General features: G+C 71.0%; 24 protein-coding genes. 7 read left to right on the forward strand and 17 right to left on the reverse strand.

The genetic code is table 11. The features are described from left to right. Window positions 1-81: 81 nt before the first annotated feature. Together ACGGZK_RS15325 and ACGGZK_RS15330 are read left to right on the forward strand one after the other, a co-directional pair. The gene (locus tag ACGGZK_RS15325; RefSeq protein WP_395243485.1) at window positions 82-678 is read left to right on the forward strand and encodes a DedA family protein; all 597 of its coding nucleotides are present in this window, start codon (window positions 82-84) and stop codon (window positions 676-678) included. Between the two features lie 98 nt (window positions 679-776). After that, window positions 777-968, forward strand: coding sequence for a DUF5302 domain-containing protein (locus ACGGZK_RS15330; protein WP_395243486.1), 192 nt, complete (start codon window positions 777-779; stop codon window positions 966-968). 92 nt (window positions 969-1,060) lie between these two features. On the opposite strand, the gene ACGGZK_RS15335 is transcribed toward ACGGZK_RS15330, so the two are convergent. From ACGGZK_RS15335 to ACGGZK_RS15345, 3 genes are read right to left on the reverse strand one after another with little or no spacing between them, the layout of a single operon-like run. Next, the gene (locus ACGGZK_RS15335) at window positions 1,061-1,690 is read right to left on the reverse strand and encodes an FMN reductase (protein WP_395243487.1); all 630 of its coding nucleotides are present in this window, start codon (window positions 1,688-1,690) and stop codon (window positions 1,061-1,063) included. Then, a complete protein-coding gene (locus ACGGZK_RS15340; RefSeq protein WP_395246106.1) occupies window positions 1,687-2,913 on the reverse strand; it encodes an LLM class flavin-dependent oxidoreductase in 1,227 nt (408 codons plus the stop codon). The genes ACGGZK_RS15335 and ACGGZK_RS15340 overlap by 4 nt, the downstream gene beginning before the upstream one ends. Window positions 2,914-2,970: 57 nt before the next feature. Continuing rightward, on the reverse strand, window positions 2,971-3,795 hold the full coding sequence (locus ACGGZK_RS15345) for a fructosamine kinase family protein (protein WP_395243488.1): 825 nt from the start codon (window positions 3,793-3,795) through the stop codon (window positions 2,971-2,973). 27 nt (window positions 3,796-3,822) lie between these two features. Between ACGGZK_RS15345 and ACGGZK_RS15350 the strand changes: the two genes are divergently transcribed. Continuing rightward, a complete protein-coding gene (locus ACGGZK_RS15350) occupies window positions 3,823-4,626 on the forward strand; it encodes a glycosyltransferase family 2 protein (RefSeq protein ID WP_395243489.1) in 804 nt (267 codons plus the stop codon). An 84-nt stretch (window positions 4,627-4,710) separates the two neighbouring features. Here the strand turns inward: ACGGZK_RS15350 and ACGGZK_RS15355 are convergent, their stop codons facing one another. Beyond that, window positions 4,711-5,661, reverse strand: coding sequence for an alpha/beta fold hydrolase (locus ACGGZK_RS15355; RefSeq protein WP_395243490.1), 951 nt, complete (start codon window positions 5,659-5,661; stop codon window positions 4,711-4,713). Between the two features lie 108 nt (window positions 5,662-5,769). Continuing rightward, entirely contained in the window at window positions 5,770-7,293 is a 1,524-nt protein-coding gene (locus ACGGZK_RS15360; RefSeq protein WP_395243491.1) for a M28 family metallopeptidase, read from the reverse strand. Between the two features lie 394 nt (window positions 7,294-7,687). Between ACGGZK_RS15360 and ACGGZK_RS15365 the strand changes: the two genes are divergently transcribed. Further along, on the forward strand, window positions 7,688-7,978 hold the full coding sequence (locus ACGGZK_RS15365) for a thioredoxin family protein (protein WP_395243492.1): 291 nt from the start codon (window positions 7,688-7,690) through the stop codon (window positions 7,976-7,978). 6 nt (window positions 7,979-7,984) lie between these two features. Here the strand turns inward: ACGGZK_RS15365 and ACGGZK_RS15370 are convergent, their stop codons facing one another. The 3 genes from ACGGZK_RS15370 to ACGGZK_RS15380 are packed head-to-tail and all read right to left on the reverse strand — an operon-like array spanning window position 7,985 to window position 10,522. Then, window positions 7,985-8,590, reverse strand: a complete 606-nt coding sequence (locus ACGGZK_RS15370) for a hypothetical protein (protein ID WP_395243493.1) — start codon at window positions 8,588-8,590, stop codon at window positions 7,985-7,987. A gap of 5 nt (window positions 8,591-8,595) precedes the next feature. Further along, window positions 8,596-9,549 (reverse strand): LLM class flavin-dependent oxidoreductase, encoded by a 954-nt coding sequence (locus ACGGZK_RS15375; RefSeq protein WP_395243494.1) that lies wholly within the window; start codon window positions 9,547-9,549, stop codon window positions 8,596-8,598. 10 nt (window positions 9,550-9,559) lie between these two features. Beyond that, window positions 9,560-10,522, reverse strand: coding sequence for an EamA family transporter (locus ACGGZK_RS15380; RefSeq protein WP_395243495.1), 963 nt, complete (start codon window positions 10,520-10,522; stop codon window positions 9,560-9,562). 94 nt (window positions 10,523-10,616) lie between these two features. Here ACGGZK_RS15380 and ACGGZK_RS15385 point away from each other — a divergent pair, with 94 nt between their 5' ends. Then, window positions 10,617-11,168, forward strand: a complete 552-nt coding sequence (locus ACGGZK_RS15385; RefSeq protein ID WP_395243496.1) for a CGNR zinc finger domain-containing protein — start codon at window positions 10,617-10,619, stop codon at window positions 11,166-11,168. A gap of 40 nt (window positions 11,169-11,208) precedes the next feature. Here ACGGZK_RS15385 and ACGGZK_RS15390 read toward each other — a convergent pair whose 3' ends face one another. The 3 genes from ACGGZK_RS15390 to ACGGZK_RS15400 form a co-directional block, all read right to left on the reverse strand. Continuing rightward, a complete protein-coding gene (locus ACGGZK_RS15390) occupies window positions 11,209-11,952 on the reverse strand; it encodes an HNH endonuclease family protein (RefSeq protein WP_395243497.1) in 744 nt (247 codons plus the stop codon). A 190-nt stretch (window positions 11,953-12,142) separates the two neighbouring features. After that, complete coding sequence (gene rpsO / locus ACGGZK_RS15395) at window positions 12,143-12,412, reverse strand: 30S ribosomal protein S15 (RefSeq protein WP_395243498.1); 270 nt, start codon at window positions 12,410-12,412, stop codon at window positions 12,143-12,145. Between the two features lie 124 nt (window positions 12,413-12,536). Then, window positions 12,537-15,965: a DEAD/DEAH box helicase family protein gene (locus ACGGZK_RS15400; protein WP_395243499.1), complete on the reverse strand. Its 3,429-nt coding sequence runs from the start codon at window positions 15,963-15,965 to the stop codon at window positions 12,537-12,539. A gap of 193 nt (window positions 15,966-16,158) precedes the next feature. Between ACGGZK_RS15400 and ACGGZK_RS15405 the strand changes: the two genes are divergently transcribed. Further along, a complete protein-coding gene (locus ACGGZK_RS15405) occupies window positions 16,159-17,544 on the forward strand; it encodes a DUF222 domain-containing protein (RefSeq protein WP_395243500.1) in 1,386 nt (461 codons plus the stop codon). A 36-nt stretch (window positions 17,545-17,580) separates the two neighbouring features. On the opposite strand, the gene ACGGZK_RS15410 is transcribed toward ACGGZK_RS15405, so the two are convergent. The 5 genes from ACGGZK_RS15410 to ACGGZK_RS15430 all read right to left on the reverse strand — a co-directional run bounded on the left by ACGGZK_RS15410 (window position 17,581) and on the right by ACGGZK_RS15430 (window position 22,297). Next, entirely contained in the window at window positions 17,581-18,105 is a 525-nt protein-coding gene (locus ACGGZK_RS15410; protein WP_395243501.1) for a hypothetical protein, read from the reverse strand. Further along, window positions 18,102-18,332: a hypothetical protein gene (locus tag ACGGZK_RS15415; RefSeq protein WP_395243502.1), complete on the reverse strand. Its 231-nt coding sequence runs from the start codon at window positions 18,330-18,332 to the stop codon at window positions 18,102-18,104. Before ACGGZK_RS15415 ends, ACGGZK_RS15410 begins: the two co-directional genes overlap by 4 nt. A gap of 296 nt (window positions 18,333-18,628) precedes the next feature. Next, entirely contained in the window at window positions 18,629-19,573 is a 945-nt protein-coding gene (locus ACGGZK_RS15420) for a hypothetical protein (RefSeq protein WP_395243503.1), read from the reverse strand. A gap of 49 nt (window positions 19,574-19,622) precedes the next feature. After that, the gene (locus ACGGZK_RS15425; RefSeq protein ID WP_395243504.1) at window positions 19,623-20,783 is read right to left on the reverse strand and encodes a restriction endonuclease subunit S; all 1,161 of its coding nucleotides are present in this window, start codon (window positions 20,781-20,783) and stop codon (window positions 19,623-19,625) included. Further along, entirely contained in the window at window positions 20,780-22,297 is a 1,518-nt protein-coding gene (locus tag ACGGZK_RS15430) for an N-6 DNA methylase (protein WP_395243505.1), read from the reverse strand. The genes ACGGZK_RS15425 and ACGGZK_RS15430 overlap by 4 nt, the downstream gene beginning before the upstream one ends. 111 nt (window positions 22,298-22,408) lie before the next feature. Here ACGGZK_RS15430 and ACGGZK_RS15435 point away from each other — a divergent pair, with 111 nt between their 5' ends. Continuing rightward, window positions 22,409-22,795 carry a DUF488 domain-containing protein gene (locus ACGGZK_RS15435; protein ID WP_395243506.1) on the forward strand — a complete coding sequence of 129 codons (387 nt, stop codon included), beginning with the start codon at window positions 22,409-22,411 and terminating at the stop codon, window positions 22,793-22,795. Window positions 22,796-22,921: 126 nt separating this feature from the next. On the opposite strand, the gene ACGGZK_RS15440 is transcribed toward ACGGZK_RS15435, so the two are convergent. Beyond that, entirely contained in the window at window positions 22,922-24,031 is a 1,110-nt protein-coding gene (locus ACGGZK_RS15440) for a lysostaphin resistance A-like protein (protein ID WP_395243507.1), read from the reverse strand. Between the last annotated feature and the right edge of the window lie 69 nt (window positions 24,032-24,100).

The following is a 24,100-nucleotide window of genomic DNA, read 5'->3' on the forward strand; positions in this document are numbered from 1 at the left end:
GTTCGGCCGGGGTTCGCGGGCACGTCGCCGCCGGCCCCGCCCGGTCGCGTGCCGTTCATCGGCGCCCGATACGACTGGCGGGTGGACGATGCCGCACTCACCGCCCTCGCCGCCTCCCCGTGGCTGGTGCCGGCGCTGTTCGCGCTCGTCGTGGGCGACGCGTTCCTGGTGGTCCTCCCGAGCGAGACCGCGGTCGTCGCGCTGGGCGCGCTGCACGCGACGACCGGGTCGCCGCCGCTCGCGCTCGTCGTCGCGACCGCGGCGGCCGGTGCCGTCTGCGGCGACCTGCTCTGCTACGTGATCGGCCGGCGGGTGGGGCTCGAGCGGTGGCGCTGGCAGCGCGAAGGTCGCGTGGGCACCGCCCTGCGGAAGGTGGAGGGCACCGTGCGGCGTCGCACGGCGGTGCTCGTGTTCACGGCACGGTACGTGCCGTTCGCGCGGATCGCCGTGAACCTGGCGGCCGGCGCCGGGCGGGTTCCGCTCGGGCGCTACCTGCCGCTCTCGCTCGGCGCGGGCCTCGCGTGGGCCGGGTTCAACGTCGCGGTCGGCGGCATGGTCGGCGCGGCCCTGCCCGACCGTCCGCTGCTGGCGACGGCGGTGTCGATCCCGGTGGCGATCGCGCTCGGGCTCGCGATCGACGCGGTCGCGCGGCTCGCGGACCGGCGCCGCGCCGCCTGAGCGGGTGCCGCTTCCCATCACGTGGCCCCGGCCGGATGCCCCGGTCGGATGCCTCCCCGCCCGGAGCCCGCGCGCCGAAGCCGTGGCAGACTCGGACCATGGCATCCGATACCGAGAGCCCCAGCGGCCCGTCCGACGAGACGAAGCGCAAGTTCCGCGAGGCGCTGGCGCGCAAGAACGCGTCGGCGAAGCAGCGCGAGGGCGAAGCGCACCTCGACGGCAGCGGCCAGGCCCGGCACAGCCAGGGTCCGGCCGACCACAAGCGGGAGTTCCGCCGCAAGAGCAGCTGACCTGCCCGCGCGAACGCCGAACGGCGCGTCCCGGATGATCCGGGACGCGCCGTTCGGCATTCAGTCGCACGCAGGCGGCGTGACGCTCGGGGCTACTCGCCCGCGAGGCCGCCGACGAGGTGACCCATCGGGCGGTCGAGGTTGAACGGGTCGCTCACGAGCTCCGACCGGTCGGTGCGCTCGACGAGGTCGGCGAACTCCCTCGCGCCGCGGAAGATGCGGTCGGGCAGCGACCGCACGCCGTCGCCGCCGTCGCCCCAGTCGCTGGTCGCCGCGTACACGCCCGTGGTGGTCGGGATCGCGTGCAGGTAGGTGAACAGCGGCCGGATCGCGTAGTCGATCGCCAGCGAGTGCCGCGGGGTGCCGCCGGTCGCGCCGATGAGCACGGGCAGGTCGGTGAGCGCCTGCGGGTCGATCACGTCGATGAACGACTTGAACAGCCCGGCGTAGCTGGTGGTGAAGATCGGCGTCACGGCGATGAGGCCGTCGGCGCGCGACACGTACTCCAGCGCCGCCTCGAGCTTCGGCGGGGCGAAGCCCATCAGCAGGTGGTTCGTGATGTCGTGCGCCAGGTCGCGCAGCTCGAACACCTGCACCTCGACCTCGTGGCCGCGCTCGCGGAGCAGCTCGACGGCGTCGACCGTCAGGCGATCGGCGAGCTGCCGGGTCGAGCTCGGGGTGGACAGGCCGGCGGAGATGACGGCGATCCGCTTGGTGGTCATCGGAGGGCTCCCTTCCGGGTGGCGGCGGGGCCGAAGGCCGAGCCGGAGGCGGTGGCGGGCGCGGGCGCGGGGGCGTCCTGGTAGGGCGACCCGTAGGTCAGGTTGTCGCCGCGGTTGGCGTTCGGGGTGGCCTGGCGGGGCGCCTCGTCGCCGTACTTGGCCTGCACGAGGTTCGCGTGGGTGGGCGCGTCGGGCACGTCGGCCGGGCGATCCTTGGCGAACTCGCGGCGGAGCACCGGCACGACCTCCTCGCCGAGCAGGTCGAGCTGCTCGAGGACGGTCTTGAGCGGCAGGCCGGCGTGGTCGATCAGCCAGAGCTGGCGCTGGTAGTCGCCGACGTAGTCGCGGAAGCCGAGGGTCTTGTCGATGACCTCCTGCGGGCTGCCGACGGTGAGCGGCGTCTGCTGGGTGAACTCCTCGAGGCTCGGGCCGTGGCCGTACACCGGGGCGTTGTCGAAGTACGGACGGAAGTCGCGCACGGCGTCCTGCGAGTTCTTCCGCATGAACACCTGGCCGCCGAGGCCGACGATCGCCTGCGCGGCGGTGCCGTGGCCGTGGTGCTCGTACCGCTGGCGGTAGAGGGCGATCATGCGCTGGGTGTGCGACGCGGGCCAGAAGATGTGGTTCGCGAAGAACCCGTCGCCGTAGCTCGCGGCCTGCTCGGCGATCTCGGGGCTGCGGATCGAGCCGTGCCAGACGAACGGGGGCACGCCGTCGAGCGGACGCGGGGTCGCGGTGAAGCCCTGCAGCGGGGTGCGGAACTTGCCCTCCCAGTCGACGACGTCCTCACGCCAGAGGCGGTGGAGCAGCTCGTACGACTCGAGGGTGATCGGCAGGCCCTGGCGGATGTCCTTGCCGAACCACGGGTAGACCGGGCCGGTGTTGCCGCGGCCGAGCATGACGTCGGCGCGGCCGCCCGAGACGTGCTGCAGCATCGCGTAGTCCTCGGCGAGCTTCACCGGGTCGTTCGTGGTGATGAGGGTGGTCGCGGTCGACAGCTGCAGTGTCGAGGTCTGCCCGGCGATGTACGCGAGGGTGGTGGTCGGGGACGACGACCAGAACGGCGGGTTGTGGTGCTCGCCCAGCGCGAAGACGTCGAGGCCGACCTCCTCCGCGTGCTTGGCGATAGTCAGCGTCGCCTGGATCCGCTCGGCTTCGGTCGGGGTGCGACCGGTGGTCGGGTCGGCGGTGATGTCGCTGACGGTGAAGATACCGAACTGCATCATGACGTCCTCCTGAATGACTGTATGCAAATGCATTGAACCGGCCTGTGCAGGATTCTATTCCCGCCGATTCGCGACGAGTTGCAGCACCGCCTCGGCGGCCTCGGCGAGCGCGACGCCGTACCCGCGGCCGTGGCCTGCGGCGTGCACGGCGAGGGGGTGCAACTGGTGCACCGGCACGCGCTCCCGCCACCCGGGCCGCAGCGGATGCCCCGCCTCGTAGCCGGCCACGACCTCGTCGAGGTACGGGCAGCCGAAGAGCGCGAGCATCGCCAGGTCGGTCTCCCGGTGGCCGCCGTGCGCCGCCGGATCGATGAGCACGGGACCGTCGGCGGCCCACAGCACGTTGCCGTTCCACAGGTCGCCGTGGATGCGTGCCGGCGGCTCGTCGTCGTCGAACGCCCCGCCCGCGATCGCGTCGCACGCCCGGCGCACGAGCACCGCCTCGTCGTCGCGCAGGTACCCGGCCGCGAGCGCGGGCGCCAGGAACGGCATGACCCGGTCGCGGACAAAGAACGCGCCCCACGCGCGCTCGGATGCCACCGGCATCTGCCGCTTCCCGATGAACAGCGGCCCGTGCCATCCGTCGGGCGCCGCGCCGAACGCCGCCGCGCCCGCGTCGTGCAGGCCCGCGAGCCCGCGGCCCATCGCCCGCGCCGCCTCCGGCGTCGGGCGCACCTCGTCGATGCGCTCCAGCTCGATGCGGCCGGGCTCGACGGCGGCCACGCGCACCACGCGCAGCCGAGCGGATGCCTCCCCCGGCGCGGATGCCCCGCCCGGTTCCTCGGCCCGGGCCTCGGCCAGCCCGTCGGCCAGCCAGCGGAGCCCCGCCGCCTCCGCCTCGAAGAACCCGGGCGGGGCCAGCGGGTTCTCCTTCACCACCGCACGCACCGTCCTAGACTCCCAGAGATGGGCACGATCTCGGTGGTGATCCCGTGTCTCGACGACGCGGGCTTCCTCGCCGCGTGCCTCGACGCGCTCGGCGCGCAGACCCGCCCGGCCGACGAGGTGGTGGTCGTCGACAACGGCTCGACCGACGATTCCGTCGCCGTCGCCCTGGCGCACGGGGCCCGCGTCGTGCACCAGCCGCTGCGCGGCATCTGGCCGGCCACGTCGGCCGGGTTCGACGCCGCCACCGGCGACGTGCTCGCGCGGCTCGACGCCGATTCCCTCCCCGCGGCCGACTGGCTCGAGCGGCTCGAACGACGGCTCGGGGCATCCGATGCGCCCACCGTCGTGACCGGCCCGGGCGAGTTCTACGGCGGCAGCGCGTGGACCCGCTGGGCGGGCAGCCACGTGTACATCGCCGGGTACTTCTGGTTCTGCGGGCTGCTGCTCGGCCACCCGCCGGTGTTCGGCTCGAACTACGCGCTCCGCGCCGACGCGTGGCGCACGCTCCGCGACATCGTGCACCGCGACCGCGCCGACGTGCACGACGACCTCGACCTCGCGTGGTGGCTGCAGCCCGGCATGACCGTCGCCTACGACCGCGCGCTGCGCGTCGGGGTGTCGGCGCGCCCGTTCGACCAGTGGAGCGGATTCGTGCGCCGCATCCGCATGGCCTTCCACACCCTCGCCGTCGAATGGCGCGCGTGGCCGCCGCTCGACCGGCTGCACGAGCGCCGGCTCGGCGCGCCCGCGGCCGGGGGCGCGCTCGCCGCTGACGCCGACGGCGCGACCGACGCCGAGGGCGACTCGCCGATCACGGCCTGAGCCGGCGGAGCGATCGAGGGCCGCGGCTCGGGTCGGCAGGTCGCGGCTCGGGCTCGCCGGCCGCGGCTCGAGCCCGCCCGCGGCTCAGGCGCGCAGGCCGGAGGCGTCGTAGAGCGCGAGCAGGTCGCGCACCAGCTGGTGCGGCGCGGTCTCGCAGGGGCTGTGCCCGGTCGCGTACACGGCGAGGCGCGCCCCGATCGCCCGGGCGGATGCCTCGTGCAGCTCGAGCGGCCACAGGTCGTGCGCGCCGACCGCGACGAGCTTCGGGATGGGCGCCGCGAGCACCTCGGCCCGGAGGTCGGGGGTGTCCATCATGAGCGCGATGAGGTCGTCGACGCTCTCGCGACGGGTCAGCTCGAACCGCTCGCGCACGAACGCGAGGCGGCCCGGCGGCACCTTGTTCAGGTTGTTCCGGATGCCCCACAGCATGAGCGCGGCACCCTGGTGGGGCGTGGTGACCGCCGACAGGGCGCCGATCCGCTTCACGCCGCGGAACGCCTGGCCGGGCTCGGGCGGGGCGCTCAGCAGTGCGAGGCTCGCGAAGGCGTCGGGACGCTCGACGAGCGCCTGCTGCGCCAAGGTGCCGGCGAAGCTGTAGCCGAGCACGTGCACCGGCGTGCCGCCGTCGTCGATCAGGGCCAGCAGGTCGTCGAGGAAGAGCCGGGCGTCGTACCGCTCGCGCGGCGGCGAGAGCCGGTGCGGGCCCGCCGCGAACGACTCGTACTGGCCCGCGAGGTCGTAGGACTCCACCCGGTAGCCGGCGGCCGCGAGCAGCGGCAGCATGAGGACGAAGTCCTCCTTCGAGCCCGTCGCCCCCGGGATGAGGAGGACCCGCGGCGCATCGGCGGGACCGACCGCGATCCGCGCGAGCGGCCCGCTCGGCGCGTCGAACACGGTGCGTTCGGCGCCGGGCGGCAGCACGCGCCAGTCGAGGTCGCCGATCGCCTCGTCGAGCACGACGGCGTCGTCGGCCGTCGATGCGGCCGAGGCGGCGTCGATCGCGGGCGCCCCGGACCGGCGGCGGAATGCGCCCAACCTGTCTCCGAACACGGCCACGAGCACACGATAACGCGTCCCGGGGACGGGACGGACGAGGGGATCCGCCGTTCGGCGGACCCCCTCGTCGACCTGTGGTTCAGTCGATCACGAGGCCGCGGCGTGGTCGTGGTCGTGGTCCAGGCCGCCGCCCCCGACGGCGGCCGTCTCGACGGGACCCGCGGGGGCCGGCAGCGAGAGCCCACCGGGCACCCGCACGCCCGCCACGCCGTTCACCGACGACGTGTCGTACGCGTACGCGAGCACGGCGAGCGCGATCGCGTCGACGTTCACGTCGAAGGCGTCGAGGTTGAGGTTGTCGATGTCGTCGCAGCGCTGGTGGTAGCACGGGTCGTACTGCGCCCCGGCGACGCCGCCCCAGATGTCCGCCTCGGCGGCGGTCTTGATGCCCTCGGCGCCGGTGAACAGGCCGCCCGACGGGATGCCGTTCTGGATGAACGCCTGGTAGTCGCTCCGACCCGAGAACTGCGCGTCGTCGTACGGCTGGCCGATCCAGGTGTAGTACGACTCGAACAGGTTCTCGATCGCGATCGAGCCGTCCGGGATCGGGACGCCGTCGGGTGCCGGGAACCCGGACTCGTCGCCGTCGTAGACCATGAACACGTGGTTCGGCGAGGCGACCATGTCGAAGTTCAGGTAGAGCGCGATGCGGTCGAGCTCTCCGGGCAGGGTGGCCAGCTCGGCGACGTAGGCCCGGGAGCCGAGCAGCCCGGCCTCCTCCGCGCCCCACCACGCGAAGCGCAGCGTGTTCTGGGGCTTCACCTTGGCGATCCGCTCGGCGACGTCGAGCAGTGCCGCGGAGCCGCTGCCGTTGTCGTTGATGCCGGGCCCGCGCAGCACGGAATCGAGGTGCGCGCCCGCCATCACGACGTTGTCGTCGTTGACGCCCGGCAGCTCCGCGATGATGTTCTTCTGCGGCTTCGAGACCGGCGGCGCGATGCTGACGGATGCCTCGGACCCGGGCTGGGCGAGCGCCACGCCGTCGGCGAAGCTCACGCCCGCGACCGGGATGGCGAGCGGGCTCGGGTTCTGGCCGATCAGCGTTCCCTCGAGCAGGACGGACCGCGCCGGCGTGTTGCCCTGGTTCATGATGATGACGGCCTCGGCGCCGCGATCCTGCGCGGCCTTGGCCTTCACCCCGAACTCGCACGTGCCGCGCTGGATGAGCGCGATGTCGTTCGGCCCGGAGAAGTCCAGCCCGGTGAAGTCGGCCGCCTCGCACGCGCTCGTCACCGGGTCGAACGGCGCGACGAGGTTGAGGTCGACCGGGACGATCCGCCCCTGCACCGTGCCGGTGCCGGTGCCGGTCATGACGCCGCCCTCGTAGTCGGCCTGGATGGGCGCCAGCTGGCGCACCTTCGGCACGTCGGTGAAGGTGAACGGGAACTCGTCGATCGAGACCTGCCAGCCGGCGGCCTCGAGCCGTTGGACGACGTAGTCGACGGAGGCCTCGTAGCCGTCGGTGCCGGCCGCACGACGCCCCTCGTGGTCGGTGGCGATGGCCTGGAGCGCCTCGAGGTGCCGGACGGCCCCGTCGGCGTCGACGCACTCCAGGAGCTTCGCGACGGTGTTGTTCGTGCGGGTGTCGCACGCCTTCTTCGGTGCGGCCATCGCACTCGTCGGAACGAGCGCCAGCGCGAATGCGGCGGTGGCCGCGGTCGCGATCGGGATGGCACGTCTGGACAGGATTGCGGGTATCAATCGTCTCTCCGATCTGCAGCGAGGCGTCATCGTCGACGCCTCTGAGGCGAGGCATCCTCATCGACACCTCGACATGGGAGCGTATCGGCGACCCCCGGTCGAGGGGTATCCCCAGTTTCGCGAACCCGGGCGGATGCCCCGTCGTCGGGGTCGCTGACAGCGAACACCGGGCGACAGCCCAGCCGTGCCGCCTAGGCTGTCGGGATGGCAACCGTCGCACTCACCCTGGACACCTTCGAGCAGACCATCCTCGAGGGCGGCACCGTGTTCGTTCGACTTCTGGGCCGGCTGGTGCGGCCCCTGCATGCAGTTCGCGCCCCACTACGAGGCCGCGTCAGAGGCGAACCCCGGCATCACCTTCGCGAAGGTGGACACCGAGGACCAGCAGCAGCTCGCCGCCGCCATGAACATCACGTCGATCCCGACGATCATGGCGTTCAAGGACGGCATCGGCGTGTTCGCCCAGGCCGGCGCCCTCCCCCGCCCCGTCCTCGACGACCTCATCTCGCAGGTCGAGGCGCTCGACATGGACCAGGTGCGCGCGCAGCTCGCCCAGCAGGAGCAGGCGCAGGCCGAGGCGCCCGCCGGCGCCTGACCGGGATCAGCGGCGCGCGGCGGCGACCTGCTCGAGTCCGCTCAGGTCGAGCTCGACGCCGAACGGGCGCGACGCACCGGTGACGAACGCCGGCACGCGCACGTAGTCGCCGTCGCCCCGGAGCCCGTCGAGCAGCCCGCCCCAGCGCTCCTGCGCGTCCGGGCGGAGGAAGCCCGCATGACGCGGGCGGTCGCCGCCGACGAGCTGGACCCCGATGCGGTACCGCGGCGACAGCCACCGGCTCGCCCGCGGGACCAGCACGGCCTCCTGCTCGGCGCCGCCGTGCAGGCGGGCGAGCTCGATGCCGGCCTGGTGCCGGTGCGCATCATCCACCGGGACGACCGTGCGCACCCCGCGCTCCGCGGCCGGCGCGTCGACGAGCCGCAGTTCGCCGAGGTCGGCGACGTTGCCCCACGCGTCCGGATTCCGAAGTCGCCGCTCGCGGTTGATCATGATGACGAGGTAGACGAGCGCGGCCGCCAGCAGCGCCATGAGCGGCCAGAGGAGCCAGGGCGGCGAGCTCGGCCGGACGAAGCCGGTGGCCAGCAGCAGCACGATGAAGACCAGGTAGGGGAACGGCTCCCAGAGCAGGAGCGGCTTGAAACGGGGCACGCGCTTCAGGCTACCGGCGCGTCCCTCCGAGAGCCGTGGGAGCCGTGGGAGCCGAGCGAGGCGAGCCGCGAGGCGACCTCCTCGAGCACGGCCTCGTCGCCGGCGTAGATCCCCTCGCGCCGCGGCCAGTGCGCCACCACGTCGGTGAAGCCGAGGTCGGCCGCCCGCCCGACGGCCTCCTCGAAGGCGCCGACGCTCGCGAGCGAGTACCGCCCAGCGCTGTCGAGCGAGAGCACCCGGCGCGGGGCATCCGGCGTGGTCGTGGCATCCGGCGCCCCTGTCGCCGCGACCGACTCGACCGCGTCGTCGAACCGGCGCGAGAGCTCGGCGATACCGGCCCACCAGGCCTCGGCATCCTCCTCCTCGGTGCCGGTGGTGATCCACCCGTCGCCGACCTCGGCCGCGAGGCGCAGGGTCTTCGGCCCGTTCGCCGCGACGAGCAGCGGCATCCGCGGGCGCTGCGCGGGCTCCCCCACCATGCGCGCGCCGACGGCCGTGTACCAGTCGCCCTCGAAGGAGATGCCGCCGGAACCGGGCTCCTCGAACCGCAGCAGCCGGTCGAGCGCGCGGGTGAACTCGACGAACCGCTCGTGCCGCTCGCGCGGCGGGCGCACGTCGTCGCCGAGCACGGTCGCGTCGAACCCGGTGCCGCCGGAGCCGACGCCGAGCAGGAGGCGGCCGCCGGCGAGGTCGTCGAGGGTGGCGAGGTCCTTCGCGAACGGCACCGGGTGCCGGTAGTTCGGCGAGGCGACGAACGTGCCGAGGCCGATGCGCTCGGTCAGGAGCGCCGCCGCGGCGAGGGTCGGCACGGTCGCGTGCCAGCGCTCGTCCGCGAGGCTGCGCCACGAGAGGTGGTCGTAGGTCCAGGCGTGGTCGAAGCCGAGTTCCTCGGCGCCCGCCCAGTGGCGGCGGAGGTCGGCGCGGTCGAACTGCGGGAGGATGACGATGCCGAAGCGCATGCGCGCGAGCCTACTCGCGGCTGGCGACGGGCACGGGTTCGGCACCGAGCTCGACCGCGGGCTCCGCGCGCGGAGTGCGCTCGAGCTTCACGCAGACGATGCCGCCGAGGATGAGCGCGCCGCCGAGCACCTGCAGCGGGGCGAGGGCCTCGCCGAGGAGGATCCAGCCGACGATCGCCGCGAACACGACCTCGGAGAGCCCGAGGAACGCGGCGAGCCGCGATCCGAGCAGGCCGATCGCACCGATGCCGGCGACGTACGCGAACGCGGTCGAGACCACGCCGACCACGAGGAGCGGCACGAACCAGGGCGCGGTGCCGCCGAGGAAGGCGACGTCGACGAGGGCGACCTCCATCGGCATGAGGCCGACCAGCCCGCCGATCGCGAGGGCGACGGCGCCGACGACGAACCCGCCGGCGATGAGCGCGAGGGGCGGCAGCTCCTGCGCACCGCGCTCGCCGATCGCGTAGTAGACGCAGACGCCGAGCATCGCGATCGCGGCGAACGCGAGCCCCAGCGGGTCGAGGTCGCCGCCCGCCGGGCCGATGACGAGCACCAGGCCTGCGAGGGCGAGCACCGACCCGACGAGGACGATGGCCTGGGGCATCCGCCGCGTGCGCACCCAGGCGAGCAGCACGAGGGCGATGGGCGCGAGGTACTCGATGAGCAGGGTCGTGCTGACCGGGATGCGCTCGAGCGAGGCGTAGAACGCGAACTGCACGCCGGCGACGGCGACGAGGCCGAAGAGGAGCACCGTCCACTTGGCGCGCCACAGCGGGCGGAGGTCGAATCGCAGGGCGATCAGGCCCGGCAGGAGCAGCAGGAGGCCGGCGACCGAGATGCGCGCGAGCACCGCCGCCCCGGGCGACCAGCCGGCCTCGAGCAGGGGCTTGACGAAGACGCCGCCGACGCCGAACGCGAGCCCGGCGCCGAGGCCGAGCACGATGCCGAGCGTGCCGCGTGACCCGCGCATCGCCACCTCCCGGAGTGTCTGTGGACGGTCGGCGCTGTCATGAGTGAACGCCGCTATGCTCGTGACAGTACTCGACCCCTCCGTCAGGAGTCAAATGATTTTCACCGATGACACGGCGTCGGCGCTCGGCTTCGTCGCCGCCCTCGCCGACACCATCCCCGAGGCATCCGAATCGCGCGCCGACGAGCTCGCCACGCAGGCCGAACTCGTGGCGCTGCTCGACCACTGGGGCTACTCCGGCCGACGCGACGGCGACGACGCCGAGCTCGCCGAGGTGCGCGATACGCGCGACCGCCTGCGCGTCATCTGGCGGATGTCCCGCGACGACCTCGTCGACGCGGTCAACGGGATCCTCGTCGAGGCCAACGCGGTGCCCCGGCTCGTGCGCCACGACGACCTCGACTGGCACATCCACGCCGTGTCGCTCGAGGCGCCGCTGGCCGAGCGCATCCTCGTCGAGGCGGCCATGGCCCTGTCGGATGTCGTGCGCGCCGACCAGGTCGACCGGCTCCGCGAATGCGGCGCCGACGACTGCACCGGCCTCTACGTCGACCTCTCGAAGAACGGGTCGCGGCGGTACTGCAGCGTGCGCTGCGGCAACCGGATGGCCGTGCGCGCCTACCGGGCGCGCGCGGCCGAGGACTGAGCGCGGGCCGGGAGCCTGGCGGCTCGGGCCGGGGCGCGGGTCAGGCGGGGCAGGCCGCCGCGACCCGCGCCACCGCGTCGGCGTCCTCCGGCGCGATGGTCAGGTCGTACCGGTCGAGCACCGCGGTGAACGCCGCGATGTAGGCGCACGCGTACGCCGAACTCGGCGGCATCCACTCGGCCGGACCGGAGTCGGACTTCGACTGGTTCGCGGCCCCCGCCACCGCGAGCAGGTTCGCCGGGTCGTTCGCGAACACGACCCGTTGGTCTGCCGTCCACTCCGACGCGCCGTGCCGCCACGCGTACGACAGGGGCACGAGGTGGTCGATCTGCACCGCCTCGCTCGTGTCGGGGCCCCGCACGAAGGAGATCTGCGTCCCGGTGTACGGGTCGACGAGGGTCCCGGTACGCACGATGCATCCGTTGCTGTCGGCGCGGAACGCGACGTCGGCGAGGTCGCGGATGAGCACGTCGTTGCGGGTATCGCAGCCGTTGCCGTCGACATCGGCCCACGGCTCGCCGAACAGGTCGCGGTCGTAGGCCTCGGCGGATGCTCCGTCGGCGACGACGATCCCCTCGAGCGACGGCGTGGAGGCCGCGGGGCCGGTCGCTGCGGGGCCGGTGGCCGTGCCGCCGCCTGCACCGCCGCCGGGGAGCGCGCCGGCGCGCTCGAGCGCCGGCTGGACGACGAACACCCAGGCGACGAGGAGCGCGAGGGCGAGCAGGGCGGTGGCGAAGGACGAACGGGCACGGCGGCGCGTTCGAGCGGGGGCGTGTGGGGGCACCGGGACATCCTCCCGCCCGCCGCCGACGTCGGCGCGCTGCGACGCGCCGACGACCTCGTCGCCCGGGCCATTGAACCCGTCGCGGGCATGACGAAGGCCCCCGTCGCTCCGAGGAGCGGCCGGGGGCCTTCGCAAGAAGTTCGCGCCAGCTCGACGAGTACCGTGTCGAGAGCCGCGCAGTCGAGTGCGCTTAGCGGCGCAGCCCGAGACGCTCGATGAGCGTGCGGTAGCGGTTGATGTCGACGTCGGCGAGGTAGCCGAGCAGACGACGACGCTGACCGACGAGGAGCAGCAGGCCACGACGCGAGTGGTGGTCGTGCTTGTGCTCCTTGAGGTGCTCGGTGAGGTCCTTGATGCGCTTCGTGAGAATCGCGATCTGGACCTCGGGGGATCCAGTGTCACCGGGGTGGGTCGCGTACTCGTCGATGATCGCCTTCTTGGTCTCTGCATCCAGTGCCATAGAGGGATCCCCTTTCTTCTCGTTGCGCGCTGCCCGGGGCAGAATGCCTGGGCTCTCTTGATGCGCGGCCGTTTCACGGCAACCTGACGAGTCTACCAGAGGCGATGGCCGGTCGCGGTCGGCGTCACGCGGTGCGCAGGTCGGCCGACGTCCCGTCCGCCGCCGGCGGCTCAGCCGCGGCGTCCACGGCGTTCAGCACCTCTTCGAGCTCGATGATCTCGGCGTCGGTGAAGAGGTCATCCGGTCCGCCTGGGGCACGGTCGGTGAACGGCGGGTCGTAGAGCGCTCCGATCGGCACGGATCCGCTCTGTGCGAGCCGGGTCACGATGAGGTCGACGAACGAGATCTGCCGCGACCCGAAACGGTGAGCAGACACGAACGACGCGAGCGCCGCCTCCGCCGCCGATCGGTCGAGGCCGACAATCGAGCGGATGAAGCGTCCGAGTCCGTGCGCCTCGGCGATGCCGACCTCGAGCTCGCCGGGTTCGAACTCGCCGCTGTCGGCGAGCATTCGTTCGAGTTCGGCGAGGTCGGTATCGGTGAGTTGCTTGCCGGTGCGGAGCTTGCGCAAGACGACGTGCGACTCGTGGGCTCGCAGGTAGGCGAAGAGCTTGGCGCGGAAACGGTCGCGGTCGACACCGGGTGTCGAGATGACGAACTCGCCCTCGGCCGAGCGCACGACGTCGTCGAAGTCGGTATACACCGGCGCCTGGCGGGTCGTGTCGATGAGCTTCACGAGCGAGCGGAGCCGGGTACGCGCGAGTTCCAGCAGCGGCAGGGTGACGTCCTGCCACCACTCCTCTCCCGCGACGGCGTCGATGAACTCGAGGTGCTTCGCCACCGCCGGGATCGCACGCTGCTCACCGAGCGCGGCCGCGATCGAGCGGATCCGGTCGCGCGCGTTCGCGAATCCGGCGTCGGCAGTGAGCACGCCGAGCTGGGCCCGCAGCACGAGCAGGTCGAACCGCTTGGCGCGTTCGTCGGTGTCGGTCACGAGCGCCGCCGAGGGCAGTTCGGCGAGGGCGGATGCCTCGGCGAGTGCCGCGGCATCGCCCTGCCAGGCATCCCCTGCCCTGAACCGCTCGACCAGCCGACGGTGCGGACGCACCAGGACGTTGTGCTCGCTCATGCCGGCGACGATCGCCTGCAAGCCTTCGGCGAGCGCGGCTCGGAGTTCGCGGTCGGCGTCGGTCGGGGCATCCGCTCGATCGATCTCGGTGATCAACGCGAGGCGCGCGTCGAACAGTCGCCCGTGCAACGACCGCCCCGCCGACGAGTCGACCTCGGGCACCTCCTGGTTGAAGTACTCGATGTTGCCGCCGACGTCGAACACGATGAAGTCGCGCTTGTCGGCGCCGGGGCCGTAGAGGTCGGGGCGGAGTCGCGTGCCGCGCCCGATCATCTGCCAGTACTTCGACTTCGAGAACACCGCTTTGAAGAACACGAGGTTCGCGACGTCGGGCACATCGATGCCGGTGTCGAGCATGTCGACCGAGATCGCGACATGTGGGTCATTCTCGGGCTGCGAGAACCGGTCGATGAGGTGCTGCGCTCGGTCATCGCTGGAGACGATCACCTGGGCGAAGTGGCCGGCGTACTCCGGGTAGTTCGCGTCGAAGCGCTGCTGGATGAACCGTGCGTGATCGATGTTCTTCGCGAAGACGATGGTCTTCGCGAGCCGGTCGCCGGCGGCGACCTTGCGCCCCTCGGTCATGAGGATCGCGAGGACCCGATCAACCGTGTCCTCGTTGAAGAGCCAGCGGTTGACGGCGTCGGCCTCGATACGGTCGGGAATGACGCCGTCCTCGCCCCACTCGGTGAGGTCCCACTCGTCCTTCTGCTCGTCGGTCAGGTCGTCGTAGCGAATGCCGCTGCGGACGAACTTCGACTCGATGCGGTGCGCGACCGGAGGCACGAGGTATCCCGCCTCGATCGCGGTGCCGAGCGCGTAGTCGAACGTGGGTACGCCATCCTCGAGGTGGAACAGGCGGTAGGTGTTGTGGTCGACTTCGTCCTTCGGGGTGGCGGTGAGCCCCACGACAGGCGCGTCGAAGTAGTCGAAGATGGCGCCGTACTTCTGGTACACCGAGCGGTGGGCCTCGTCGATCACGATGAGGTCGAAGAACCCGGGGCCGAACCGGCGCGCGTCATCTCCCTGGTTGAGCATGCCGAGCATGGTCGGGTAGGTCGACACGTAGACCCGCCCGTCGGTGTCGCGACGTTCCAGCAGGTTCACGGTCGGGCTGCTCGGCAGGTGCTCCTTGAACGCGTTCGTCGCCTGGGTGACGAGCGCCTTCCGGTCGGCGAGGAAGAGCACGGTCTTCACCCAGTTCGCCCGGGTGAGCAGGTCGACGAGGGCGATCACGGTGCGGGTCTTGCCGGAACCGGTCGCCATCACGAGCAGCGCTCGCCGCTCGCGGTCGCGTTCGAACGCCTCGGCGACGGCGCGGATCGCCTGGTGCTGGTACGTACGGCCGGCGATCTGCTCGTCGATGGCCACCGAGGCAAGCGGATGCCTCGTGCCGGGCTGCCTGCGCTGCTGGAGGCGGAGCAGTTCGTCCTTCGTATAGAAGCCCTGCACCCCACGGGGCGGGTGACCGGTGCCGTCCGGCGCGTCGTCCCAGATCCAGTGCTCGTAGCCGTTGCTGGTGAAGATCACCGGCCGGAGGCCATGGGCTCGTTCGAGCGCGTCGGCGTAGAGCTTCGCCTGCTGCTGTCCGTCACGGGCGTCCCGGGTCGACCGCTTCGCCTCGACGAGACCGAGCGGGCGCCCGTCGTCGCCCCAGAGGACGTAGTCGACGTAACCGACGCCGGCGGGTGCGCCCTCGAGGTCGGTCACCCGCACCTCGGTGACGCCGTCGGCGGCGGGATCCCAGCCGGCCTCTCGCAGGAGCTGGTCGATGAACAGGTCGCGAGTCTCGTCCTCGCGGTAGTCGTGGGTGTCTCGGACGGTCGCGTTGGCCGCCTTCGCTTCAGCGACCTGCGCCTGCAGGGCCGCGATCTGCGCGAGCAGGTCGGCGCTCTCGGCCTCCTTCACGGCGAGCGCGGCATCCTTCGCTGCGTTCTCCTCGAGCGCCTTCGCGAGTTCCGCCTTCGTCTTCGCGGCCTGGCCGGGCTGGGGCTGCGGGATGGAGGCGGCGTCGAACGGCAGACCGGGTGACGGGCGACGGTCGGGTGCACCGGCGAAATGGGTGCCGAGCCAGATGAGGATGTGGAAGAGTTCGCGGACGATCGGCAGGCTGTCCTGGCCGGTGAGCTTGAAGGTCTTGTGCACCGCGTCGTTACCGCGCTTGCGGATGAGGTTCATCTTGGTGAAGACGGCGCCACCGACGAGCTGCTTGAACGTCGGCTCGTGCAGGAGGCTGACGAGGTCGTCCTTGTACGGCTTCGTGAGCGAGGCGTCCGCCCGGTACAGCCAGTAGACGGTGAGTTCGACGGTGCGGCGCGCGTAGAACAGGCTCGAGCGGGGGTCGCCGAACGCGTAGAACTCGGCACGCCGGGCCTCAGCGGCGATCTCCGGCCAGTCCGCTGCGACGAAGTCGAAATTGCTCACGTCGAGAGCGTACTGAGGCGCGGACCGAAGCGGGCGGTCATGGCCGTTTCGACCCCCGGATGTGGGGTGCCGGATGCTTCGGCGTGCGTTCGTCGAGTCCTCGGTGGATTCGTCTCGATCTCTCGGTTGACCGGCGCTTCTCCCACTTGTTCGTGCTGCTCCCGATGTCGGAGGGTCCTGCTTGGATGAACCCATGACGGCCTCCCTCATCGCCCCGCCCGAGACGGCGCTGGCGTGGGAGCTGGCGGCACTCGCCGCGTTCGACGGCATGATCCGGCAGATCCAGGCCGACCAGTACCGGCGCATCCAGCGCGCACGCGAACTGGCGGCCGAGGTCGAGGGCGTCGGCGAGTGGAGTACGTCCCGCGAGCGCGATCTCGCCACCCGCTCGTTCGTCGCCGAACTCGCGACGACGCTCGGCCAGCACGAGGCATCCGCATCGCGTCTGGTCGCCGAGGCGCAACGCCTGACGGGCCAGCGCCGCGCGACGCTCGACGCGCTGGAGGCGGGCGACCTCGGGTTGACGCAGGTGCGCTCCGTGCTGGAGCTCACGCAGTCGCTGCCGGCCGACATCGCCGACGCGGTCGAGCAGGTCGCGCTCGACGTCGCAGCAGCGGCCGTCGCCGACGGCATGGTGTCGACCAACGGCGAGGTGAGCCGGCGCATGCGCCGGGTGCGTGAGCGGCTGCAACCCGAGCCGCTCAGCGACCGCCGTGCGCAGGCCGCCGAGGAGCGCCGGGTCTGCGTCGACCCCGCCGCCGACGGCATGGCCTGGCTCAGCCTGTTCATCGAGGCCGACCGCGCCCTCGCGATCGAGCGTCGCCTCGGCGCGCTCGCGACGCGCGCGACACCCGGCCCGGAAGACCTCCGCACGGTCACGCAGCGCGCGGCGGACGTCGCGGCTGACCTGCTCCTCGGCGGATGCCTCGACGGCGAATCGATCGACGTGTCCGCTCACGTCAACGTGACCGTGCCGGTGATGACGTTGCTCGGGCTGTCCGACGACCCCGCCGAGTTGGAGGGCTACGGCCCGATCGACGCCGACACCGCCCGACGCCTCGCTGCGCACGCACCGTCGATGCGTCGCATCCTCGTGCACCCCGAGTCGGGCGCGGTGCTCAGCTACGGCCGCGACACGTACCGTGCGCCGGCCGACCTCGACGGCTTCGTGCGAGTCCGCGACGGGCAGTGCCGTTTCCCGGGCTGCTCCCGCCGCGCCGATCGAGCCGACCTCGATCACACGCTGGCCTGGCAGCACGGCGGCCGAACGGATGCCTCGAACCTCGGGGCCCTCTGCCGCCATCATCACCGGCTGAAGCACGAGACCGGGTGGCGGGTGCAGCAGGAGCCGGGCGGGGTGATGCGGTGGACCTCACCCGCCGGCCACCTGCTGCGGACGTTGCCGGAACGGCCGTTCGAGGCGGTGAAGGTGGGAGAAGGGGTCGCGGTCGGGCCGCCGGGGTCGAGCGAGCCGCTCGGTCCAGCCGATCCGCCCGACCCGATCGATCCGCTCGCCGAGGAACTCGAGCGGGTGATCGAGGAGGATCAGCGGCGTTATCGCGTGGATGCGCCGTTCTGAGCCGCCGGAGAGCCGTGCATCGGCAGCAGTCGACGGCTACGCGTCGTTGAACGCCAAGAACTTCTCGACGAGACCCGAGGGATCGGGGACTCCGCGATCGAGCTCGCGCCTGACGACGGCGAGCACCTCGCGCATCTCATCAGCATCCGCCGCAAGCATCGGAGGCAGCCGCCGGAATCCGTCGTCAGCCTCCTGGGCTGCCCGACGGGCGCCCTGCACGTCTCCGGTGGCGCCCAGCGCAACCGCATGGATGGTCAGGGCGATCGGGAGAAATGCCTTGTCGCCACCCATCCGGAATGAGCTGACAGTGGAGCGCGAAACACCCAGTGCGCTGCGGTACTCGCCGCGACGAAGGAGATCGATCGACTGGCTGACCCCGCCCAGGGCCTCCCGACCGGTCTGACTCACGCCTTCGACCGCTCGCACCATGCGGTTGCCGAGGTAGCCGATGAGGAGGGCGAACCCCCACGCGAGAATCGTGAGCCCCCACTGGCCGTTGAACAACGCGATCAGACCGCCGATGCCGCTTCCCACCTGCAGGAAGCCGAGGAACGTCTTCATCGGCGCTTCCCCTGCTCGAACTCGTAGAGGTACGCGGCGCTGGGCTTCGACCTCAGTGAACGGGCGTGCAACCAGAACGCGACGACAGATCCAACCAGCAGGATGACTGCCGCGACGAGTTGCCCGGCGATCGCGATGGCGATCGCTGCGATGAGCAGACCCCAGCCTGCGAGGATGAGCAGGAGTTCGACAGCCGTGCGCACCGCCATGCGCGCCATCACGCTCACTTTCCGACTCCGACGTCACGTCGCTCGCGCCTTGACCGCATGGGCATCTCTTCCTCCTCGGCGAATGCGATGCCCCCGTACGCGTTCGGTACTGCAGTTACCGGGGTCGATCGTAGAAGCCCCGCTCTCTAGGGAGCCATCCCCCCAACAGGTGCCACTCATCGCAGTCAGGCTGCGAAGACGCGCGTGACCCGTGCATGCGAGAGGGCGCGACTGGGTGATCCGTAGGCACCTCGATTTACCCGCTCGTCGCCCACAGAGGGCGCTTCCCGCCGGACGAGACTGCGTGCGAATCGCTATTCGCGTTCCGGATCTCCCTCCGGCAGGCAGTTCCCGAGCTCGATCGGGCCGAGGCTGAAGTCGCAGTGGTCGGTGTAGGTGATCTCGGGGCGGAAGTCGCGATTGGGGACCTCGACCTCCTCCGGCGTGACCGTGACGTAGGTCCATCCCCAGTTCCCCTGCGCGTCACCGCGCGTCGTGCATCCGGATCCGCAGTCGGCTGCCTGCGCTTTGATGCTGGCGTTGAACTCCCGCAACGAACTGCAGGTGGCTTGTCCGGATGCCGTCAACTCGCCGAGGCAGACCGAGTTGTACATGGCGATGTGCATGTTGACGCACGTGTTGTAGTCATCGCCATCGCCGCACAAATAGGTTCCGCCTCCTGACGAGGCCCACGAGGGCGAACGCGACACATTCATCGCCGAACCGTATCCCTGCGTCGTCGTCGCGGCGTGCTCCTCTTGCACCACGACGTCGAAGGCGTACGCGTTGTTCAGGCCCGCGACCACGAGTGCGCCGAGGACGCTCGACACGACGACCAGCGTCATGAGCACCGACAGCACCGCAACCGCGGCGGGCGCGACGCCCCTGGGGTTCGTCCGGCGCTGCAGCACGATGTCGGTGCAGAGCACGACGAACGACAGCAGCCCGACGCCGCCCGGAATCCACGAGTAGTCGTTGAGCAGCATGAGGTTGCCCACCACGACACCCACCGATGTCAGCGCGGCGAATGCCCACCAGAAGATCCGCCAGTTGCGGGTCAGCGGTGCGTGGGTGCGCGTTCCGCAGGCGGCGCAGGTGAAGCGTCGAGTGCCCGCGAATCCCGGTTCCGGTGCATCGATGAGGATGCTTCCGCAGGTGCGGCAGAGCGGATGCGAACGTGTCGGCTCAGCGACCGGGGCGGGGGCGGGGGCGGGCGCAGCGTCGGTGGCAGGTTCGACGGGCTCGTGGGTCGTGGACATCGGGGGGCTTTCGGGGGAATGAGCGGATGAGAGGTGAACGAAAACCGGGTCAGAGTTCGCCGCGGAAGGCGCGGGATTGGAGGGAGGCGAATAGGGAGTTGAGTGCATCGAGCCCAACCTCGACCGAACGTCGTTGCTCGTCGATGAGCTTCACCGCGTCGGCATACGCTCGTTTCGCTGACCCAGATGCGATCGGCACTCGGATCGATTGCGCTTCCTTGGCGTTGATGTTTGCCTGACCGACGATGCTCTTCGCCATCCCTCGCAGCACGGCCTTGCCATGACGCGAGTTGAGATAGCCTGCGATGAAGGGTCCGTCTTCGGCCGTCTTCGGCCTCATCCGGACGAGATAACCGGCGAACGCGCGAGGCTCGGCTTCGTCATAGAGAGCCGTCTTCCCAACCAACTCGGCGCTGTTCGTGCGATTGAACAGTATCTCGCCTCGCTTGACGAGATATCGATCCCCGCGAGCCTCTTCGGCTGGCACATACTTCATGTCCGTGAGGTCGAGTCGCCCGTCCGTGGTGATGTTCCCCATTCGCAGTACGGGGAGATCGCCTGACTCTGCGGCCTTCGACGACGTGCCGTACTGGGTCGACTCGAGCAGGTCGCCGATGGTAACCGAATTGTCGCGATCGGGAAGCCCGAAGTGCGAGCTGAAGGCGGCGGACCGGAGCAGCGCGAGCCGTTCGAGCTGGGTCCGCCGCTTGGCTCGGAGGGCGTCGGCCTCGTCGAGGATGGCGGCGATGCGGCGCTGTTCGGGGAGGCGTGGGAGGGGGATCTCGAGCCGACGGAGGAAATCGGCGGGCACACGTTTCTGACCCGCACTTCCCGTCATTTGCCGCTCACCCGCCACGCGAACGCGGGGTGACCGAAGGAAATGCAACAAGTAGCGATGATCCACACTGTCCGGCTTCGGGCGCACAACGTGGAACTCGGTTGAGCCGAAGCCGATCTGTCGCTGGAGCTCAGCCTGCGCGATCTTTCCGTTCTCGAAGCACGGGGTGATCTTCGCGACAAGTAGGTCGCGATCCTCGAATGCCGTGTACCCCTTCCGGACTTCGGCGTACGGCCTCAGGGATCCTTCTGAGGTGCGCCCCTGTTCCGATACGTCCGCCATGCCGAGAAACGCGATCTCGTGGTCGTCTTCGAGACCACGGTGCTGCCTTGGGTTGACGAGCGCGATGTCCTCGAGCTTGACGCTGGTCACGCGGCATCGACCTTGCTCGCCAGCATCCCCCGCAGCCTCTTCAGCCCCTCCACGATCTCCGTTTCGAGCGCCTCCAGCTCATCCAGAATCTCCTCCGGGCTCCGGTGCTCGACCTCTTCGTGCTCGATCTCCTTGTAGCGGTTGATGCTGAGGTCGTAGCCGTTGTCGACGATCTCCTGCTTGGGCACGAGGAAAGACTGGGCGGTGCGGGGGCGTGCGCGCTCTTCGGAGGTTGGTTTCGACAGGCTCAACCAACGGGTCAGGACATCCGGCAGGTCGTTGGCCTCGATCGGGGTGCGCTTGTCGTCGAGGGTGAACCCATCCGCGCGAACGTCGTAGAACCAGACGTCGTCGGTGCCGCCCGAACTCGTCTTCGTGAAGAACAGGATCGCGGTCGACACCCCGGTGTACGGCTTGAACGTGCCGCTCGGCAGCTTCACGACCGCGTCGAGCTTGTGGTCCTCGATGAGCATCTTCCGCAGGGCCTTGTGGGCGTTCGACGACCCGAAGAGCACGCCGTCGGGCACGACCACGGCCGCGCGGCCGCCGTTCTTCAGCAGCTTCACCATGAGCGCCAGGAACAGCAGCTCGGTCTTCTTCGTCTTGACCACCTGCAGCAGGTCTTTCGCGGTGGTCTCGTAGTCGAGGGAGCCGGCGAACGGCGGGTTCGCGAGCACGAGCGTGTAGTCCTCGGTCGCGGGGTGGCCCTCAGCGAGCGAGTCCGCGCGCTCGATCACCGGCTCCTCGACGCCGTGGAGCAGCATGTTCATGCTCGCGATGCGGGCCATCGAGGCATCCGAGTCGTAACCCGTGAACGCCTTCGTGTTGAAGAACTCACGCTTCGAGGCATCCGCCAGGATCTCGTCTTCGTGGTGCTCGCGCAGGTACTCCTCGGCCGCGACCAGGAAGCCCGCGGTCCCGGCCGCCGGGTCGATGATGCGGTCGGCCGGCGTCGGCGCGGTCATGTCGACCATGAGCTTGATGATGTGCCGGCTCGTGCGGAACTGGCCGTTCGTGCCGCTCGTCGCGAGCTTGCCGAGCATGTACTCGTAGATGTCGCCCTTGGTGTCGCGGTCCTCCATCGGGATATCCGCGAGCAGGTCGACCACCTTCGCGAGCAGCGCCGGCGTCGGGATCGTGAACCGCGCATCCTTCATGTTGCGCGCATAGCTCGAACCCTCGCCGCCGAGGCGCCGGAGGAACGGGAAGACGTGCTCCCCCACGATCTCGAACATCTCCTGCGGCGAACGGTTCGTGAACACGCTCCACCGCAGGTCGTCGTAGGGGCGGGGCATTCGGCCCGTATCGTCCAAGCCCTCGGGGAACACGCGTTGCCGCATGGGCTGGCCCGTGCGGTTCGCCCGGTTCAGCTCACGCGTGTGGATCTCGTCGAGCCGGCGGATGAAGAGCAGGTACGTGATCTGCTCGATCACCTCGACCGGGTTCGCGATCCCGCCCGACCAGAACGCGTCCCAGACCCGATCGACCTTCGACCTCAGTTCACCAGTGACCACTTCGACGTCGCCGTCCTTCCGTGCTGCCCGCGCAGGATGCGCGATCTCCGAGTCTCGCAGAGGCGTCGACCCGTCGCACGCCGGTGACCTGTTCGGGGGCAGACTAGGTGCATGCCCTTCCGCATCAAGCGGGTCTACGACCCGGCCGAGGCATCCGACGGCGTGCGCATCCTGGTCGACCGGCTGTGGCCGCGCGGGGTGAGCAAGGAGCGCGCCGAGCTCGACGACTGGGACAAGGAGGTCGCCCCCTCCCCCGAGCTGCGCACCGAGTGGCACCACGCGACCGACCGCGAGGGCACGTTCGACGAGTTCGCGGCCCGCTACCGCGCGGAGCTCGACGGCAGCGCCGCAGCAGCGGCCCTGCTCGAGCGCGGCCGGGCGGCGGATGCCTCGGGCCAGACGGTCACCCTCCTGTTCGGCGCCCGCGACGAGCAGGCCAACCACGCCACGGTGCTGCTCGACTGGCTCGCCGAGCACGGGGCATCCGTCACCCGCTGACGCGCCGCGTCGACCGACGCTCGCCTGCCCCGCGCGGTTCGGACCATCCGATCCGGATCGGACCACCGCATAGGCGGGTCCGGAGCGAGACGAGTGGTCCGACCGGGGGCGCGGGGCCGGCTCCGCTCAGCCCAGCCGCGACTCCGCGAGCGTGAGGCCGGGCGCGGGCTGCTTCCGCAGCTGCCCGGTCAGCATGATCACCGCGATCGCGACGGCGAGCAGGATCCAGCCGGGCCAGCCGAGGACGCTCCCCCACAGCGTCGCCGGGTCGGCGAGCGAGTCGGCGTCGACGAGGAGCAGGAACTGCGACGTCGCGGTGTTGATCGCGCCGTGCGCGACGACGGCGGGCCACACCGACGCGGAGCGGAGCCGCATCCAGCCGATGACGAAGCCGGTGAGCACGCAGAACGCGACCATGCTGAGGAGCCCGACGACGTCGGTGCGCTGGTAGTTGTAGCCGAGCAGGATGAGCGGCGCGTGCCACAGGCCCCAGATCGCACCCGAGAGCACGAGCGCCCACGCGGTGCCGATCGGGCGGAGCGACGGCAGCAGCCACCCGCGCCAGCCGATCTCCTCGCCGAACGCGGCGACGCTGTTGATCGCGGTGAGGAACGGCAGCGACACGAGCGAGATCAGGAGGAGCGTCGCGGGGTCGAGCGGAACGGCCGCACCGGATGCTCCGGCCGCGTCGTTCGCCGCGTCGAGCATCGCCTGCACGCCGCTGAGCCCGACGAGGTCGACGCGGAGCAGCCCGAGCGCGTGCCCGAGCAGGATCGCGAGGAACGGGAGCAGCGTGAACCCGACGAATGCGAGGGCGATGAACAGCCACGTCCGCCCGGCCGGTCGGATCGGCGACAGGCCGAGGAACCGCGGGGTGTTCGCCGGTCGCCGCACCCAGAGCACGACGACGAGCGTCGCGAGCGCGGGCGTGAACATCATCACGGGCGCGATCAGCCCGAAGAGCGGATGCCCCAGCCCTTCGCCCGAGGTCCAGAGCGGCAGCGCGACCAGCCAGGCCCCGGCGAACGCGATCGCCACGAACACCACGACGGCCGCCCACGGCACGGTCACCGGGAAGATCGGCCCGCCGGCCGCGTTCTTCGCTCGCTGCCGGTCGGCGGGGCTGACGCCCGGCGCGACGGCGGGGGCCGCGTTGAGGTGGGCCGACGCGGAGACGGCGGCGGGCAGGGCGGGCGGCGCGACGGACGGCAGGGCGGATGGTTCGGGGGACGTCATGCCTCCATGTCATCGCATCCCGAGGGGTCGGGGCATCCCCCGCGCGACGGATGCTCGCCGGAATACTCC

The organism is Agromyces sp. MMS24-K17 (genome assembly GCF_043950245.1).
Taxonomy (GTDB): domain Bacteria; phylum Actinomycetota; class Actinomycetes; order Actinomycetales; family Microbacteriaceae; genus Agromyces.

Bases quoted from the DNA above. Each gene is read 5' to 3' on its own strand.
- ACGGZK_RS15410 (WP_395243501.1), bottom strand. From the start codon at position 18,105: ATGAAGACGTTCCTCGGCTTCCTGCAGGTGGGAAGCGGCATCGGCGGT.
- ACGGZK_RS15435 (WP_395243506.1), top strand. From the start codon at position 22,409: ATGCCCTTCCGCATCAAGCGGGTCTACGACCCGGCCGAGGCATCCGAC.
- ACGGZK_RS15375 (WP_395243494.1), bottom strand. From the start codon at position 9,549: ATGCGCTTCGGCATCGTCATCCTCCCGCAGTTCGACCGCGCCGACCTC.
- ACGGZK_RS15405 (WP_395243500.1), top strand. From the start codon at position 16,159: ATGACGGCCTCCCTCATCGCCCCGCCCGAGACGGCGCTGGCGTGGGAG.
- ACGGZK_RS15360 (WP_395243491.1), bottom strand. From the start codon at position 7,293: ATGGCCGCACCGAAGAAGGCGTGCGACACCCGCACGAACAACACCGTC.
- ACGGZK_RS15385 (WP_395243496.1), top strand. From the start codon at position 10,617: ATGATTTTCACCGATGACACGGCGTCGGCGCTCGGCTTCGTCGCCGCC.
- rpsO (WP_395243498.1), bottom strand. From the start codon at position 12,412: ATGGCACTGGATGCAGAGACCAAGAAGGCGATCATCGACGAGTACGCG.
- ACGGZK_RS15335 (WP_395243487.1), bottom strand. From the start codon at position 1,690: ATGACCACCAAGCGGATCGCCGTCATCTCCGCCGGCCTGTCCACCCCG.
- ACGGZK_RS15440 (WP_395243507.1), bottom strand. From the start codon at position 24,031: ATGACGTCCCCCGAACCATCCGCCCTGCCGTCCGTCGCGCCGCCCGCC.
- ACGGZK_RS15365 (WP_395243492.1), top strand. From the start codon at position 7,688: ATGCAGTTCGCGCCCCACTACGAGGCCGCGTCAGAGGCGAACCCCGGC.
- ACGGZK_RS15350 (WP_395243489.1), top strand. From the start codon at position 3,823: ATGGGCACGATCTCGGTGGTGATCCCGTGTCTCGACGACGCGGGCTTC.
- ACGGZK_RS15340 (WP_395246106.1), bottom strand. From the start codon at position 2,913: ATGCAGTTCGGTATCTTCACCGTCAGCGACATCACCGCCGACCCGACC.
- ACGGZK_RS15380 (WP_395243495.1), bottom strand. From the start codon at position 10,522: ATGCGCGGGTCACGCGGCACGCTCGGCATCGTGCTCGGCCTCGGCGCC.
- ACGGZK_RS15330 (WP_395243486.1), top strand. From the start codon at position 777: ATGGCATCCGATACCGAGAGCCCCAGCGGCCCGTCCGACGAGACGAAG.
- ACGGZK_RS15420 (WP_395243503.1), bottom strand. From the start codon at position 19,573: ATGTCCACGACCCACGAGCCCGTCGAACCTGCCACCGACGCTGCGCCC.